The 14,997-nt window shown below is 59.8% G+C and carries 12 protein-coding genes; 1 reads left to right on the top strand and 11 read right to left on the bottom strand.

The genetic code is table 11. The features are described 5' to 3' along the window. Positions 1-128 precede the first annotated feature (128 nt). The 10 genes from rfbA to ACR0M3_RS18290 form a co-directional block, all read right to left on the bottom strand. Complete coding sequence (gene rfbA, locus ACR0M3_RS18335; RefSeq protein ID WP_480484785.1) at positions 129-1,019, bottom strand: glucose-1-phosphate thymidylyltransferase RfbA; 891 nt, start codon at positions 1,017-1,019, stop codon at positions 129-131. Then, positions 1,016-1,882, bottom strand: a complete 867-nt coding sequence (gene rfbD, locus ACR0M3_RS18330; RefSeq protein ID WP_480912042.1) for a dTDP-4-dehydrorhamnose reductase — start codon at positions 1,880-1,882, stop codon at positions 1,016-1,018. The genes rfbA and rfbD overlap by 4 nt, the downstream gene beginning before the upstream one ends. After that, positions 1,879-2,922, bottom strand: a complete 1,044-nt coding sequence (rfbB, locus tag ACR0M3_RS18325) for a dTDP-glucose 4,6-dehydratase (RefSeq protein ID WP_480912039.1) — start codon at positions 2,920-2,922, stop codon at positions 1,879-1,881. The genes rfbD and rfbB overlap by 4 nt, the downstream gene beginning before the upstream one ends. 3 nt (positions 2,923-2,925) lie before the next feature. After that, on the bottom strand, positions 2,926-3,483 hold the full coding sequence (rfbC, locus tag ACR0M3_RS18320; protein ID WP_209508312.1) for a dTDP-4-dehydrorhamnose 3,5-epimerase: 558 nt from the start codon (positions 3,481-3,483) through the stop codon (positions 2,926-2,928). A 143-nt stretch (positions 3,484-3,626) separates the two neighbouring features. Further along, positions 3,627-5,372, bottom strand: a complete 1,746-nt coding sequence (locus ACR0M3_RS18315) for a Mur ligase family protein (RefSeq protein ID WP_480912036.1) — start codon at positions 5,370-5,372, stop codon at positions 3,627-3,629. 14 nt (positions 5,373-5,386) lie between these two features. After that, the gene (cphA, locus tag ACR0M3_RS18310) at positions 5,387-8,188 is read right to left on the bottom strand and encodes a cyanophycin synthetase (RefSeq protein ID WP_480912033.1); all 2,802 of its coding nucleotides are present in this window, start codon (positions 8,186-8,188) and stop codon (positions 5,387-5,389) included. A 15-nt stretch (positions 8,189-8,203) separates the two neighbouring features. Next, positions 8,204-9,100 (bottom strand): cyanophycinase, encoded by an 897-nt coding sequence (locus ACR0M3_RS18305; protein ID WP_480833416.1) that lies wholly within the window; start codon positions 9,098-9,100, stop codon positions 8,204-8,206. A gap of 275 nt (positions 9,101-9,375) precedes the next feature. Further along, on the bottom strand, positions 9,376-10,887 hold the full coding sequence (gene amaB / locus ACR0M3_RS18300) for an L-piperidine-6-carboxylate dehydrogenase (protein ID WP_480871486.1): 1,512 nt from the start codon (positions 10,885-10,887) through the stop codon (positions 9,376-9,378). A 3-nt stretch (positions 10,888-10,890) separates the two neighbouring features. Next, the gene (locus ACR0M3_RS18295; protein ID WP_480547540.1) at positions 10,891-11,997 is read right to left on the bottom strand and encodes a saccharopine dehydrogenase family protein; all 1,107 of its coding nucleotides are present in this window, start codon (positions 11,995-11,997) and stop codon (positions 10,891-10,893) included. A 134-nt stretch (positions 11,998-12,131) separates the two neighbouring features. Beyond that, positions 12,132-13,385, bottom strand: coding sequence for a cytochrome-c peroxidase (locus ACR0M3_RS18290; RefSeq protein WP_480912030.1), 1,254 nt, complete (start codon positions 13,383-13,385; stop codon positions 12,132-12,134). 33 nt (positions 13,386-13,418) lie between these two features. Between ACR0M3_RS18290 and ACR0M3_RS18285 the strand changes: the two genes are divergently transcribed. Next, a complete protein-coding gene (locus tag ACR0M3_RS18285) occupies positions 13,419-13,889 on the top strand; it encodes a tetratricopeptide repeat protein (protein ID WP_267365609.1) in 471 nt (156 codons plus the stop codon). 30 nt (positions 13,890-13,919) lie between these two features. On the opposite strand, the gene ACR0M3_RS18280 is transcribed toward ACR0M3_RS18285, so the two are convergent. After that, positions 13,920-14,981 carry a TRAP transporter substrate-binding protein gene (locus ACR0M3_RS18280; protein WP_480912028.1) on the bottom strand — a complete coding sequence of 354 codons (1,062 nt, stop codon included), beginning with the start codon at positions 14,979-14,981 and terminating at the stop codon, positions 13,920-13,922. Positions 14,982-14,997: the final 16 nt, after the last annotated feature.

Here is a 14,997-nt window from a genome sequence, read left to right as displayed (position 1 = left end):
TAAAGGACAGATGCAACCCTGCGGCACACCAACCCATCCCAACATCCAAACACGCTAAATAAGACCTCACCACCAAACCCGCAACCAAAACCAAAAAACTCAACCAAGCCAATACCGCTATTGAACGGCTAATGGTTCAGCAGGTTCTTGAGGTATTCGCCGTAGTCGTTTTTGCCGAATCTTTGGGCGCGGGCTTCGAGGTCCTGGTCGCTGATCCAGCCCAGCGTATGGGCGATTTCGTCAGGTGATCCGGTTTGCAGGCCTTGCCTGTCCTGAAGCGTACGCACAAAGTTTCCGGCGTCCAGCAGGCTTGCGTGGGTTCCGGTATCCAGCCAGGCATAACCGCGCCCCATGCGGTTGACGCTGAGCAACCCGGCCTCAAGGTACATTTCAAGCAAGGTGACAATCTCAAGCTCGCCGCGTGCAGACGGTTTTACGGCGCGGGCCCGTTCAGGGGCAGAGCCGTCCAGAAAATACAGCCCGGTCACGGCGTAGTTCGATGGCGGCACTTGGGGTTTCTCGACAATCTGGGTGACGGCGCCAGCCTCGTCATAGGCCACGACCCCGTAGCGTTCGGGATCAGCGACCCGATAGCCGAAAACGGTGCCACCCGTCTCTTTGGCGTCTGCCGATTGCAGGATCTCGGGCAGGCCGTGCCCAAAGAAGATGTTGTCGCCCAGCACCATGGCCGAGGGGGCACCATCCAGAAAATCTTCCGCCAGAATATAGGCTTGCGCCAACCCGTCAGGAGAAGGTTGAACAATCCAGGTCAGGGACAGGCCCCATTGGCTTCCATCACCCAACAGGCGCTGAAACTGCTCCTGATCCTGCGGCGTCGTGATCATCGCGATGTCGCGGATCCCGGCCAGCATCAGCACCGAAAGGGGGTAATAGATCATCGGCTTGTCATAGATGGGCAAAAGCTGTTTCGAGACGCCCATCGTGATCGGATAAAGACGGGTGCCTGACCCGCCTGCCAGAATGATACCTTTGCGTTTCTTGCCGTTCCGGGTCGTCATGTGCCGAGCTCTCCAAGGTCTTCAAGTATGCTATGCAGGCCCGCCTTCCAATCCGGACGGGGCACGCCCAGGTCCGTTGTCAGTGTCGTGCAGTCCAGGCGGCTGTTCAGGGGGCGTTTCGCGGGGGTCGGGTATGCGCTGGACGGGATGTCTTCGACATTGCAGTCAATACCGGCCTGATCGAAGATCTCGCGCGCAAAATCGGCCCAGCTGACATCAGGGCCACCGCTGCAATGGTAAATTCCGGTCTTTTCATCCGGGTTTGTCAAAAGGGCACGGGCCGCGCCGATACAGGCCCCGGCCAGTGCCGATGCCGGGGTTGGACCGCCAATCTGGTCTGCGACGATCGTCAGGTGGTCACGCTCTTTGCCGAGGCGCAGCATGGTTTTGACGAAGTTATGTCCATGTGACGACACCACCCAAGAGGTTCGTATGATGGCATGGGGTCCGCCCGCCGCAATCACACCGGCCTCACCCGCCAGCTTGGTGCGTCCATAGGCGCCCAGCGGGCCGGTCGCGTGGTTGGGTAAGAACGGGGCCGTGCCCGCCCCGTCAAACACATAATCTGTCGAGACCTGAACAAACGGCAATCCGCGCCCGGCCGCAGCTTTGGCCAGCGCCGTGGGCGTGGTTCCGTTGATCAGCAGGGCAAGGTCTTCCTCCGCTTCGGCCTTGTCGACGGCGGTATATGCGGCGGCGTTGATCACCGCATCCGCGTCGGTGTTGCGAACCAGGGCCGCGCACCCTTCAGGATCGGCAAAATCCGCCTTGTCGCGCCCAAGCGCTTCAACCGAGATATCCCCGCCACACCGGGTCAGTTCCCGGCCCAGCTGACCGGTCGCCCCGAAGACCAGAAGTTTCACGCGCTGACCCCCAGCCGTTCGCCAACGCCGGACCGGTTCTGTAAAGACCGCCACCAGTCTTCATTGTTCAGGTACCATTCAACCGTTCTGCGCAGACCTTCCTCTACCGTCAAGGACGGGCGCCAGTTCATTTCGTTGCGCATCCGCGAGGGATCGATGGCGTAACGCGCATCATGCCCGGGGCGGTCTGTTACAAAGGTGATCTGGTCCGCATAGACCCCCTGCGGTTTCGGGCGCAGGTCGTCCAGGATCGCACACAGCGTCTGCACCAGTTCCAGATTGCTGCGCTCGTTCTCGCCACCGATGTTATAGGACCGGCCGACAGCCCCCTTTTGCACCACCAGCAAAAGCGCGTCGGCGTGATCCTCGACATACAGCCAGTCGCGGACATTCGAGCCGTCGCCATAGATCGGCAGCGCCTTGCCCGCGATTGCGTTCAGGATCACAACAGGGATCAGCTTTTCAGGGAAATGATAGGGCCCGTAATTGTTCGAACAGTTGGTCAGCACCACCGGCAGGCCATAGGTCTCGTGCCAGGCCCGGACCAGATGATCGCTGGAGGCTTTCGACGCGGAATAGGGAGACCGCGGATCATAGGGGGTATCCTCGGTGAACTGGCCGGTGGGGCCCAGGCTGCCAAAGACTTCATCGGTCGAGATATGGTGGAACCTGAAAGTGTCCGGTTTTCCCTGTCCGGCCCAATAGCTGCGCGCCGCCTCCAGCATGTTGTATGTGCCCAGGACATTGGTTTCGATGAAAGCCCCCGGCCCGTCGATGGACCGGTCAACATGGGATTCCGCCGCCAGGTGCATCACCGCATCAGGCGCATGTTCGGCAAACACCGCCTTCAGGGCTGCAGGGTCGCGGATATCTGCGTGAACAAAGGCATAGTTCGGGTTCTCTGCAACCTCGGCAACATTGTCGAGGCAGGCCGCATAGGTCAGCGCATCAAGGTTCACGACCTGATGTCCGTCCGCAATGGCACGCCGCACGACCGCGGACCCGATGAAACCCGCACCACCTGTCACCAACAGTTTCATATTCTATCCTTCGTAAACAAACGGGCTGTCAAAATCAGCCAGCGCAGGCGCAATCCTGTCCTTGTCGCTCAGCACCGGGTTCCCCTGCAAGGGCCAATCAATACCACAGCTGTCCCAGCGCACACCCCCATCGGCATCCGCATTGTAAAAGCTGGTACATTTGTAGCAGATTTCGGTGTCGGGCTCTAACGTCACAAAACCATGGGCAAAACCCGCCGGCACCCAAAGCTGTCGCCCGTTCTCAAAGCTGAGCTCGATGCCGAAAGATTGCCCATAGGTCGGCGATCCCTTGCGGATATCGACAGCGACATCATAAAGCGCCCCCCGGCCCGCCCGAACCAATTTGCCCTGCGCATGCGGAGGCGCCTGAAAATGCAGGCCGCGCAATGTCCCCACCGCGGACGACAACGAATGGTTGTCCTGCACAAACTCCGGCAACACAACCCCAGCCTCCTCCAGCCGCGCCTTGTTCCAGCTTTCGGAAAAAAACCCGCGCAAATCCCCATGCCGCTGCGGGCGAATAACCAACACACCCGACAACCCCGTCTGCTCAATCTCCATAACACCTAACCTTAACCACCTGTTGCCTGTATTTTGGCGAGTATTGCCAGGCTGGATGTCAATGCAAGGGTGATACGCAATTTGCTGCTCAGTTGACCGCAGCCGGAGGTGGCGGCGCGTTGCCTTACTGGTCCTTCAACCCGTTAGATCGCCTGCTGGTCTAGCATCTCAAGCACGGCGTCGCGTTCCGACAGAACCAGCAGCAGGGCAAGATCGCCCGGTTCCACCTGTTTCAGGATCATCGCGGCGGCCTCGGACGGGGATGCGGCCCTTTGGATCTGGGTCTTGTTATATCCCTGTTCCAAGGCAGACTTTTCGATCAGGTCCGGTATCTCTCCCATTGAGCGGCCCCGTAGATACCCTTCCAGTTCAGCAGCAACGACCACGTCGGGTTGGAAGTTCAATGCGGTTGCGGTGACATCCCGAATGTCCTGATCCGACCGGTCTCCGGCATGGCTGAGCATGATGAACCGCCGTTTTGCCGGCAGGGCCGACAGCGCATCGCACACGGCAGAAATCGAATGCGGATTATGTGCGAAATCCACGAAAACCTGAGCGCCGTTGTACCGGAATTCGTTACAGCGACCCGGATTGTCCTTGGCATCCGGCTTGAACCCGGCCAACCCTTGCCGCACCGCCTCAAGCGGCAGTTTCAATGCCAGCGCAAGGCACATAGCCGCCAGAGCGTTCAGGATGTTGTATTTCGCGACCCCGCCCATGGTCAGGGGCACGACGGACACGGCAATGACCGTATGCTCGGACCGGCCGTCGAAAAAGACGATATTGCCCTGCGAGACATAGGCGCAGCATGTTCCCGCGTCGCGCGCCCGACGGATCAGATCATTCCCGGCATCCAGTGAAAACCACCAGATATTTGCCGCCGTGTTTTCGGCCTCGGCACGGACAAAAGGATCATCGGCATTCAGGGCCAGAACGCCGCCCTTGGTCAGTGTCCGGTGCACGGCGAATTTCGCCTGAGCCAGCTCGGGCACCGTGTTGACGCCGTATTGCCCCAGATGATCGTTCGCCACGTTGGTGACAGTGGCGGCCATGGCCGCACGCGTCGGCAGGCCGCGACGCAGGATACCCCCACGGGCCACTTCAAGGCAGCCGATTTCAAGCCGCTTGTCGCGCAGCAACATCCGCCCTCCGCCGGGGCCGGAATAGTCGCCGCGATCCAGAATATCATCACCCACCCGCACAAACTCGGTCGAGGTCAGCCCCGCGACCTTGCCCGATGCGCGGGCGATGGCCTCCAGCAACCGGGTCGTGGTGGTCTTGCCATTGGTTCCGGTGATGAAGGCGACGGGGATGTTGTGAAAGGCGGGCCAGTCCACGTCATCCGGGGCGGGCAGTGCGTCGACAGGCCAGGTTTGGCTGCCGGTTCCATGCCCGATGGAAATCTCATCATCGTCGCAAAGGATATCCACACCATGCGCGTCGGCTGCCGCGATCAGGGCGATCAGCGCAGGATTGGCCTCCTTCGCCATGACGCCTTTGACGTCCCGGATCATCTGATCAAAATCGCCCGGCGTGGTCTCCAGCAACTCTGCCGCGCAGAAATGCCAGGCGGTCTGAGCCGCAAAGATCGCGGAATAAAGCTGATCCATCGGTGCCGAGATCGCCAGATTGACACCACCGGTGAAGGTTCGGTGGGTCAGCGCCTGATCCTGCCAGCCAAGCGCATCCAGAACGCGCCGGGCGTGTTTTTCCCACACTGCAATGACCTGCGCGGGGTCGATAACAGTGAAAAACACATCCATCACCGCGCCGGGGTGATCCCATAACAGGCCGGGGCCGGTCAGTCGCCGCGCGTCATCCACCTGAATATGATCAGCGGTCGCGCTTTCGATGGTCAGCGCGGTTTCAAGCTCTTCGATCCGGTCCATTCCGGTACCTCCGCTCAATCCGCGTCTTCGCTGATTTCACGCGCCAGTCTTACACCGCGTTCGTCCCGGATCAGGTTCTGGTCGCTGTCGAACATGTCCTCGAACGTGGTGTCGGCGGGGCTGGTCCTGGGTGCTGCCTCGGTTTCAGAGGTTTCGCCATCGGAATTGAAGTAGATGATCTGTTTCCAGCAGCGTGTGGTGTCATCTCCGAAGATCACCAGCAGATCGCCCGGTGCCGCCATCTCCAGCGCTGTGGTCACGGCCTCAACCTCATCCGGGATGATCGAGATTGCCTCATCCGGTGTCCCGCAATCGATCAGGGCCTGCCGCATCATTTGCGGCACCTCGTCATGCCCGCGACCCCGGCGGCGGTCATCGGCCTTGCAGATGAAGTGGTCAAAATGCCCGGCCAGCGCTGCGGCCCCATCAACAATGTCTTCATCGCGCCGATCACCGGGCATCGCAACAACGCACAGCCTGCGGCCCTTGACCTCCAACTGATCGGCCAAAGCGGCCATCGCCTTCAGCGCGGCCGGGTTGTGGCCGTAATCAAGGATCACCTTGAAGGGATGTTCATCATAGACATTCATCCGCCCCGGTGCCTGGAAATAACTGGTGTCGAAAGTGCGCAGACCATGCCGGATATTGTCCAAATCGACCCCAAAGCTATAGGCCATTGCAGCTGCGACCATGGCGTTTTGCACGTTGAAGATCGCCTTGCCTTCAAGCGTGGCGGGGATCAGATGCGACCACAGAACCGGGATGTGAAGCCCTTTGTCATAGATGGTCAGCATGTCGCCATTCATGCCTTTTTCCAGCACGATGGCCTTGCCCCCTGTCTTGATATGTTCCTTGACCAGACTGTGACCGGGGTTGGTCGTGACATAGAAGATCTGATCCGCCCCGGCGTAATCGGCCATCTTCAGACAATTGATGTCGTCAGCATTCAGCACGGCCGTGTCGGTTGCGCTTTCCACCACCACCCGTTTGACGACGGCCAGCTCCTCGACCGTATTGATCCCGCCCAGACCCAGATGATCTGCCGAGACATTCAGACAGGCCGCCACGTTCGAGCGTTGATAGCCCAGACCCGAGCGAACCAGCCCGCCCCGCGCGGTTTCCATCACTGCAAAATCGACCATCGGATCACGCAGGACGATCTGTGCCGATTTCGGGCCGGTCATGTCCCCCTTGACGCTCAGCTTGCCATCCACATAGACGCCGTCGGTCGAGGTCATGCCAACGATCTTGCCACTGGTTTTCATGATATGACCCAGCATCCGCGACGTTGTCGTCTTGCCGTTGGTGCCGGTGATGGCCGCAATCGGGATGCGGGTCTGTTCATTGGCAGGGAACAGCATGTCGATGACCTTGCCCGCCACATCGCGCGGCTGACCTTCGGACGGGGCCACATGCATCCGGAAACCGGGGGCCGCATTTACTTCGACAATCGCGCCACCGATATCCTTGTAGGATTTGGTGATATCGTCGATCAGGAAATCGACACCGCCCACATCCAGCCCGACCGCCATGATGGCGCGTTCGGCCATGTCGCGGTTGTCGGGATGCACCACGTCGGTCAGATCGATGGCGGTGCCACCGGTTGACAGGTTCGCGGTCGAGCGCAGATAGAAAACCTCACCCTCGGGCAGGACAGTGTCTTCCGTCACGCCCGCATTCTCCATCAGGCGGTTAGCCTGATTGTCCAACTCGAGCCTGGTCAGCACTTTTTCGTGCCCGATGCCCCGGCGTGGGTCCTGGTTCACGATGTCGACCAGTTCGGCAATCGTATGGGTTCCGTCGCCTATTACATGGCCGGGGACGCGTTTGGCCACCGCAACCAGCTTGTCGTTCACGACCAGCATCCGGTGATCAAAGCCGGTGATGAAGCTCTCGACCAGAATGGCGCGGCTGCGCGAATGCTCCTTGGCCTCGGCAAAGCCCGCCTCGACCTCGGCATCGGAATTCAGATTGATCGAAACGCCGCGCCCATGGTTGGCGTCCAACGGTTTGACCACCACGGGAAACCCGATCCGCGTGGCTGCGCGTACGGCCTCGCGGGCCGAATAGACCATGCGCTGCTGCGGAACCGGCAGGCCAAGATCGTTCAGCAGATTATGGGTGTCTTCCTTGTCACAGGAGATCTCGACCGAGATATGCTTGGTCTCGGACGTAATTGTCGCCTGAATGCGTTTCTGAAACTTGCCGTGTCCAAATTGCACAAGCGAGCCGGAATTCAGCCTGATCCAAGGAATGTCGCGTTCCTGCGCCGCCTTGACCAGCGATCCGGTCGATGGGCCAAATTCCTTGCGTTGCGCTCGCAGAACAAAGCTGCGCAGTTCTTCATCCCAGTTGAAGTCCGGGTCGAATTCGTAATCCACCTGATCCTTCAGGGATTGCGGCAGCAGATGCATCAGCAACCGCATCGCCAGATTGCCCGCATCCAGACCGACGTCGCGCTGGCGGTATTCATAGACCATATTGTACTGGCCCGGCTCACCTGTGCCGCGCGTACGTCCAAAGGTCACGTCGGACCCGGCCACGTTCTGAACTTCGATGGCGCAATGTTCCAGCACATGTCCCAGCCAGGTGCCTTCATCCTCGCGCAGGCGGCGGATAAAGCCGCCGGGTTCGCGATAGGAACAGCCGTGTTCCGCCAGACCGGGAAGCGCCTTGATCAAGGCGTCAATAAACTCGGAACCAATTTTTGCCGAGGGCCACTCTTCCAGAACACCCAGATCGATGACGTGGCGAATGACCGGAAAACTTGCCCAGACATTCGGGCCGACAAAGACATTGGTCGAGATTATTTTCATGAGGCTCCCCGTTGGTTAGCTTTTTGTTATCCCCCCGCTGGCGGCCTCTTGACCGGACATGTCCGGCAATGTGCAGAACGCCAAATGCTCATCCGGCGGAAAAGCCTGGCGAGCCGTCAGATCATAACGGCACCCTTCGCCCAGAACGTCAAGCCGAAGTCCAAGCAGGCTCAGTGCTTCACCGCGGCGCGCGTCCCACATCGATGAATGGGTCAGATGACTGGCGTCCACGACGGTAACCGATCCGCTGCCCACGACTTCAAGGACATTATCGGGTCCGATGAAGGCTGCCGTGTCTTCGTCGATACCCAGTCCGATCAAAAAAGGGTTGAAAGATGAAGCGGTTAGCAAACGTCCCAGCCGATTGCGCTGTGTGAAGTGCTGGTCGATGATGACGGCGTTGGTCAAACCCATGCCCGGAGCCAGCGTGATATTGCCCTCAGCCGGGGCCGAGTTGCTGCTGCCCCCGGCCACCATATGTTCGGACATGATCGACGCCCCGGCTGAAGTGCCGGCAACCGGCACACCGGCCGCATTCCGGCGGCGTATTTTCTGCGCCACAAGCGTGCCACCCAGAATCGCCGACAGCCGCAGCTGGTTGCCACCGGTCATGAATATCCCTGTAGCGCGGTCCAGCATCTCGGCATAATCGGGATTGTCGCAATCAGCACGCCGCGAGATGGGCAGAAATTCGACCTTGCCCGCGCCCAGCTCGGAAAAGATGCGATTGTAATCCGGTCCGGTCTCTTCCAACATCGAGGCCGTCGGGATCACGACAATATCGGCATCAGGACCACCAGACAGCTCAACGAACTTGCGGTGAATCTGCATTTCCTTGACGCGGTCTTCGCCGCCGCCGATCGGGATGATGAACCCGCGCGGGGTCTCTGCATCAACGGGTGCAGGGCACATATCTTACTTACCTTCCGGTATAAAAGCAGCCAGCCATCGGGGCCACTCGGACGCTTAACCTGTTCATACATGCCGTGTCGGGCCATCTGACCCTATCGGACATGCCGTTCCCCCCCCCAGCGACATCACATGCCGCACGGCAGGGATTTCGTCAAGAACCACCGGTTTTGTGCCTGCTTCAGCCTGCCAGTGCCAAACCCTGCACGACAAAAGCGATCTCCCCGAAACATCAAAGCTCCGGGGGGATCAGATTGCCCGTCAGTTTGCGCGCTGGTTCAGATGTCGAATTTGACACCCTGCGCCAGCGGGAGCTCTGCCGAGTAGTTCACGGTGTTGGTCTGGCGGCGCATATAGGCTTTCCACGCGTCCGAGCCGCTTTCGCGTCCGCCACCGGTTTCCTTTTCGCCACCGAATGCGCCACCGATCTCGGCGCCCGAGGGGCCTATGTTGACGTTGGCAATACCGCAATCCGACCCCGCCGCAGTCAGAAACTGCTCGGCCTCGCGCATGTTCAGCGTGAACACACAGGATGACAGCCCTTGCGGCACATCGTTTTGAAGCTGGATCGCATCGTCAAAGTCGTCGTAGCCCATAACATAAAGGATTGGCGCGAAAGTTTCGGTTTTCACGACCGCGCTTTGGCCGGGCATTTCGACAATTGCGGGCTGCATATAGACACCCGCAGGAAGCCCTTCGGTTACACGTTCGCCGCCAAACACGGTGCCGCCTTCGGCCCTTGCCGCCTCCAGTGCGGATGTCATGGCGGCACCCGATGCCTCATCCACCAGTGGCCCGATCAACGTGCCCTCAGACAGCGGATTGCCGATGGCCAGACCGGCATAAGCCTTTTTCAGGCGGCCCACCAGTTCCTCACGGATCGAGTTGTGCACGATCAGACGGCGCAGCGTGGTGCAACGCTGACCGGCGGTCCCAACGGCCGAGAAGACAATGGCGCGCACGGCCATTTCCAGATCCGCCGAAGGGCCGACGATCATCGCGTTGTTGCCACCCAGCTCCAGAATGCACTTGCCAAAGCGTGCCGCAACAATGGGCGCAACCGCACGGCCCATTCGTGTGGACCCTGTGGCCGAGATGATCGGAACATCTTCGCTGGCCACCAGCGCCTCGCCCAACTCCGCGCCACCGATCAGGACCTGAAGCAACCCTTCGGGGGCATCGCCAAACCGCACCAGCGCGCGTTCAAAGATCTTCTGGCAGGCCATCGCTGTCAGCGGGGTCTTCTCGGACGGTTTCCAGATCACCGGATCGCCACAGACCAGTGCCAAAGCGGCATTCCACGACCAGACCGCAACTGGGAAATTGAAGGCCGAGATCACTCCGACCGGGCCCGCCGGATGCCAGGTTTCCATCATCCGATGACCTGGGCGTTCCGACGCGATGGTCAGACCATAAAGCTGACGCGACAGACCAACGGCAAAGTCGCAGATGTCGATCATCTCCTGCACTTCGCCCAGACCTTCGGATGTGATCTTGCCGGCCTCCCAGCTGACAAGCGCGCCCAGATCGTCCTTGGCCGCACGCAGCTCTTCGCCCAGCAGGCGGATCAGCTCGCCCCGACGCGGGGCCGGCACAACGCGCCACGCCTTGAACGCGTTTTTGGCGCGGGCAATGATCGCGTCCATTTCGGTGGCCGGCGTTTCATGCACATCGGCCAGCAGGCAGCCGTCAATCGGCGACGTCACCTTCAGAGTGCCGCCCTTCAATGCGGCGTCTGTCAGATCCAGATTTGCAAGCGTGGTTTGGGCTGTCATTACGATGTCTTTCATATCTCAGGCCGCCTTGTTTTGCCGGGTCACGTCACCAGCACGATACAGCTGGCCAAATTCTGTATTCAGGAAGTCGTTCAGTTTGACCTGTTCCTGCCGGACGAACCCTTTCGAAGGCAGCGTGCCGGTGCGCATCAGGTCAACGACGCCCAGAATACCCGCAGCTGTGGTGACCTGAATGGCACTCCAGACCTGTCCGTTGATGGTGCGGGAAAAGCTCTTGTTGATCAGAGATTTCTCGCGCAGAACGCCGTTGATCATGCCCTTGGCCGTGCAATAGACCAGCACAACGTCCTGATCGGTGCGGGGCAGGGCGGTCTCGAAGATCTCTTTCAGCAGATCGCGGCGGCGTTCCAGTCCCAGATCGTGCAGCAACAGTTTCAGGATTTCACAATGGCCGGGATACCGGATCGTGCGATAAGACACGGCCCGCGCCTTGCCTTCCAGTGTTTCCGGCAGCGTGCCCAACCCGCCCGAGGTGTTGAAGCATTCGTATTCCACGCCATCGTGACCCAGAATCTCGTAATCTTCCAGCGGCGCGGTCTTGACCAGTTTGCCGTTCACAATGGCGTCGCAGGGATTGCAGTACTCGTTGATTAACCCATCGGTCGACCAGGTCAGATTGTACTTCAGTGCATTGGTCGGATAAAGCGGCAGCGCGCCCACCCGCATATGCAGGCTGTCCAGTTCATCAAACTCTGCGGCAAGCGCGGCTCCGGAGATACCCACAAAACCAGGTGCCAGACCACATTGCGGCATGAAAGCCGTCTCACTGCCTTCGGCCAGCTGGCGTACGGCCTCGGTGGCCGCGACGTCTTCGGTTAGGTCAAAATAATGCGCGCCCGCCTCTTTGGCGGCCTTGGCAATGTTTGGGGTAAGAAAGAACGGTGCCGCTGAAACCACGGCGTTAAACCCGGTCAGTTCCTTTGCCAGACTGTCCGCATCCCGGGCATCAATCTGCTTCGTGCCAATACCAAGCCTTGTGATTTCACCCAATGCTTTCAGGTCATGGTCGGCCACAGTCACTGTATAGTTTGGCGAGGCCCTCAGCAGCGTCGCGATCATCTGACCGATCTTGCCAGCCCCGATTACGCAAATATTCCAGGACATCAACGTCTCCGTAAATTTCTGTTCCTGATATTATGGTGCAAGGCTGGCCAGACATTTCATAGGCCGCAATTTGACGAAGTGATCGACTTATCCGACATTATGCCGGAATAATTGTCATTATGGCGTGACCGCCATCAGGGGTTGAAATCGGCCGGCACCCCGAAAGGAGGAGAGCCAACGCCGGTGCCCGTCAAGGAATGCAGAAATGCGACCAGGGCGGCGATTTCCACATCCGACAGCGTCACTGGCACAATGTCGATCCTGCTGCGCTGGCGTTCCATCTCGAACCGGTCGTCCCACACCACGAAATCCACCTCTTGCAACCAGGGGACCTTGGGCAACGCAGCCATGTCGGGTTTCCATTTGGCAAGGCTGGTCTGTGGGTCAAGATGGTGACGGATCATGCTTTCGAGATCCGCAAAAGCGCCGTTATGTCCATAAGGCGCAGTCAGGGCGACATTGCGCAGCATCGGCGTGCGAAAGCGATAGGCGTCTTCCACACGGTTGCTTTCCGCCATCCGCCCAACGTCCCGCGCATATGGATCCCATTGCCGGGTCCGACCCGGCCCGAATGGCGGCAAACCCAGCGCGTGAAACTTTTGGTCCGACATCAACGGACCCGCATGGCATGTCGCACATCGCGCTTTGCCATAAAACAGGTTCACCCCGTCTTTCTGGACGTCTGACAGCGCATCCATGTCCCCGGCCAAGTACTGGTCGAACGGGCTGTCGGTGCTGCGCCATTCAATGGCCATGAAGGCCGCCAGCGCGTTGGCGATCTGGGTGATTGTGATTTCTTCGGTGGTCTCGATATCGTCAAAAGCCGCGACTATGGCAGGGCCATAGCGCGGATCGGTCCGCACGCGTTTGGCAAGGATCGGCCAGCCCTTGTCAATCCTGTCGTGAACCGCGCCGGTCACCTGATTTTCAGCGACATTACCGGCCATCTCGAATTGCGCGGTCAGCGGGAATAAAGCCTGCGCCGCCAGAAGCGAGTTCAATCCGCCGGGCAGCCATTCCTGTGCTGGCGAATTGAACCCGTTGCCATAGAGGTCCGAGATGCTCAGGCGGCCATCGTGGAAAACGGTATGGATGTCCTTGGCCCCGAGGTTCCACAACCCCGGCGCATTTCGGGGAATGCGTTTGCGGATCCTGTCCGCCCCGGTGCCCGGCGTGCGCTCCGGGCCAAGACCCTGTCCGCCTTCGCCGATCCCCAGGGACAACCCGTCAGAGGTGCCGAAATCGGGGTGATGGCAATGGGCGCATGAAATGTTCAGATTGCCTGACAGGATCGGATCGTAAAACAGTTGATGACCGATAGCGGCCTGTTCCATATCAAATGGGATAAAGTCATCATCTGTCAGCGGGCGCGGCAGGTCCTGCGCCACCGCGGCCCCCGCCCAAACGAGGACAATCGCCCAATGCGCCAGTTTCTCTTTACCCTTTGTTTTCTTGCGACCCCGGCTCTGGCTGAGCTGGAACAGGCCCGTGACATGATGGAGGCCGGAGAGTTTGAAGCCGCGCGCGCGGAACTGCTGCCCGCCGCCCGGTCGGGCAATGCCGAGGCCGAGGAACTGATTGGTGTGATGTACGGGCTGGGTCTTGGGGTCGAGCAGGACCATGAAAGGGCGTTTGAATGGTATCTGCGTGCCTCGATGAAGGGGCATCCGGGGGCGCAGTCGGGGGTCGGCTGGTACTATGAACTGGGTCTGGGAATGCCCGCGCCCGATTTGGTGCGGGCATACATGTGGTACACGCTCAGCGCCATTGGCGGCGATCCCGATGCGGCGATCAGCCTTGAGGAAGTGATCAAGAAAATGTCGCCGGAGCAGATCGAGAAGGCGCATGTTCTGGTCAACGACTACAAAGGGTGGATGTACCCGTTTCGATAAGGGCCGGGCCACAAGGCCCGACCCATCCGTTTAGTTCAGGTCCGCATTGCGCGAGGCGTTCACGTCCGCCTCAGCCGCCGCGACCGCTTCGGTCAGCGCGGCAAAGATTTCATCACCACGGGCAACATTGGTCTGGAACCAGTCATAGACAGGTGAAGCCGCAGCTTTGAACGCTGCCTTCTGCTCGGGCGTCGGGACATAAAGGTCGCCGCCACCTGCGACGAAGTCCTCATATGCCTGGATCGACTTGCGCTTGGGCGAGGCAAAGGTGGCCTGTTGCAGGGCGTAGAACCCATCGACAACGACCCGGCGCATATCTTCCGGCATCGCCTGGAACTTGGCGTTGTTCATCCACCACAGCGCACCCATATAGGCGTGCCCGTCCAGCGTGACATATTGCAGGCCGGCATCCGGGAACTTCATGCCCATGATGTCGGTGATGCCGTTCTTGGACCCCTCGACGACGCCGGTCTGGAAGCTGGTGAAAAGTTCCGGCCACGGGATCGGTGTAGGTGACGCGCCTAGTGCCTTGACCAGTTCCTGTGGCAGGTCGGCGACGACGGTACGGATTTTCAGACCTTCCATGTCGGCAGGCTCGGCCACCCGGCGTTTTGTATTGGCGAAGTTGCGCCAGCCGCCGGTGTTGCCGATGGTCATCAGGCGGATCGCGCCACCGGAATCCTCAAGCGCCATGTCGCGCATGGTGCGGGTGAAATCGCCCGACAGAACATGCTCGGCGATCCGGTCATCGGCCATCAGATAGGGCAGGTCCAGAACCTGCACATAGGGGAAGATGCCCGAGGCCCCGCCCGAGGTAGAGATATAGATATCGATGGTGCCATCCGCCACGCCTTGCAGGCATTCTGCACCGTTCGAACACAGCTGGGTGCCGATGAACAGCTCAACCTCGATGGCGCCGTTCGACGCCGCCTCGACATAGTTCTTGAAAACGATCAGACCGTCGTAATCCTCGTCATTTTCGTTCGAATTGGCTGTGGCGCGCAGCGTATAGTCAGCGGCCGTCGCCGCGACCACAGACGCGGCCACAAGCGATGTGGCAATCGCCGCTGTTTTTATGAAGTTTCCGAGCATGCGTTTCCTCCCTGTG

The sequence above is a fragment of the Ruegeria sp. O5 genome (assembly GCF_056535105.1).
The sequence above is the reverse complement of the archived record's forward strand: the minus strand, read 5'-3'. Positions and strand labels throughout refer to the sequence as shown.

Excerpts from the sequence above, each read along its gene's own strand:
- rfbA (WP_480484785.1), bottom strand. The coding sequence starts at position 1,019 with ATGACGACCCGGAACGGCAAGAAACGCAAAGGTATCATTCTGGCAGGC.
- rfbB (WP_480912039.1), bottom strand. The coding sequence starts at position 2,922 with ATGAAACTGTTGGTGACAGGTGGTGCGGGTTTCATCGGGTCCGCGGTC.
- rfbC (WP_209508312.1), bottom strand. The coding sequence starts at position 3,483 with ATGGAGATTGAGCAGACGGGGTTGTCGGGTGTGTTGGTTATTCGCCCG.
- ACR0M3_RS18315 (WP_480912036.1), bottom strand. The coding sequence starts at position 5,372 with ATGGACCGGATCGAAGAGCTTGAAACCGCGCTGACCATCGAAAGCGCG.
- cphA (WP_480912033.1), bottom strand. The coding sequence starts at position 8,188 with ATGAAAATAATCTCGACCAATGTCTTTGTCGGCCCGAATGTCTGGGCA.
- ACR0M3_RS18305 (WP_480833416.1), bottom strand. The coding sequence starts at position 9,100 with ATGTGCCCTGCACCCGTTGATGCAGAGACCCCGCGCGGGTTCATCATC.
- amaB (WP_480871486.1), bottom strand. The coding sequence starts at position 10,887 with ATGAAAGACATCGTAATGACAGCCCAAACCACGCTTGCAAATCTGGAT.
- ACR0M3_RS18295 (WP_480547540.1), bottom strand. The coding sequence starts at position 11,997 with ATGTCCTGGAATATTTGCGTAATCGGGGCTGGCAAGATCGGTCAGATG.
- ACR0M3_RS18285 (WP_267365609.1), top strand. The coding sequence starts at position 13,419 with ATGCGCCAGTTTCTCTTTACCCTTTGTTTTCTTGCGACCCCGGCTCTG.
- ACR0M3_RS18280 (WP_480912028.1), bottom strand. The coding sequence starts at position 14,981 with ATGCTCGGAAACTTCATAAAAACAGCGGCGATTGCCACATCGCTTGTG.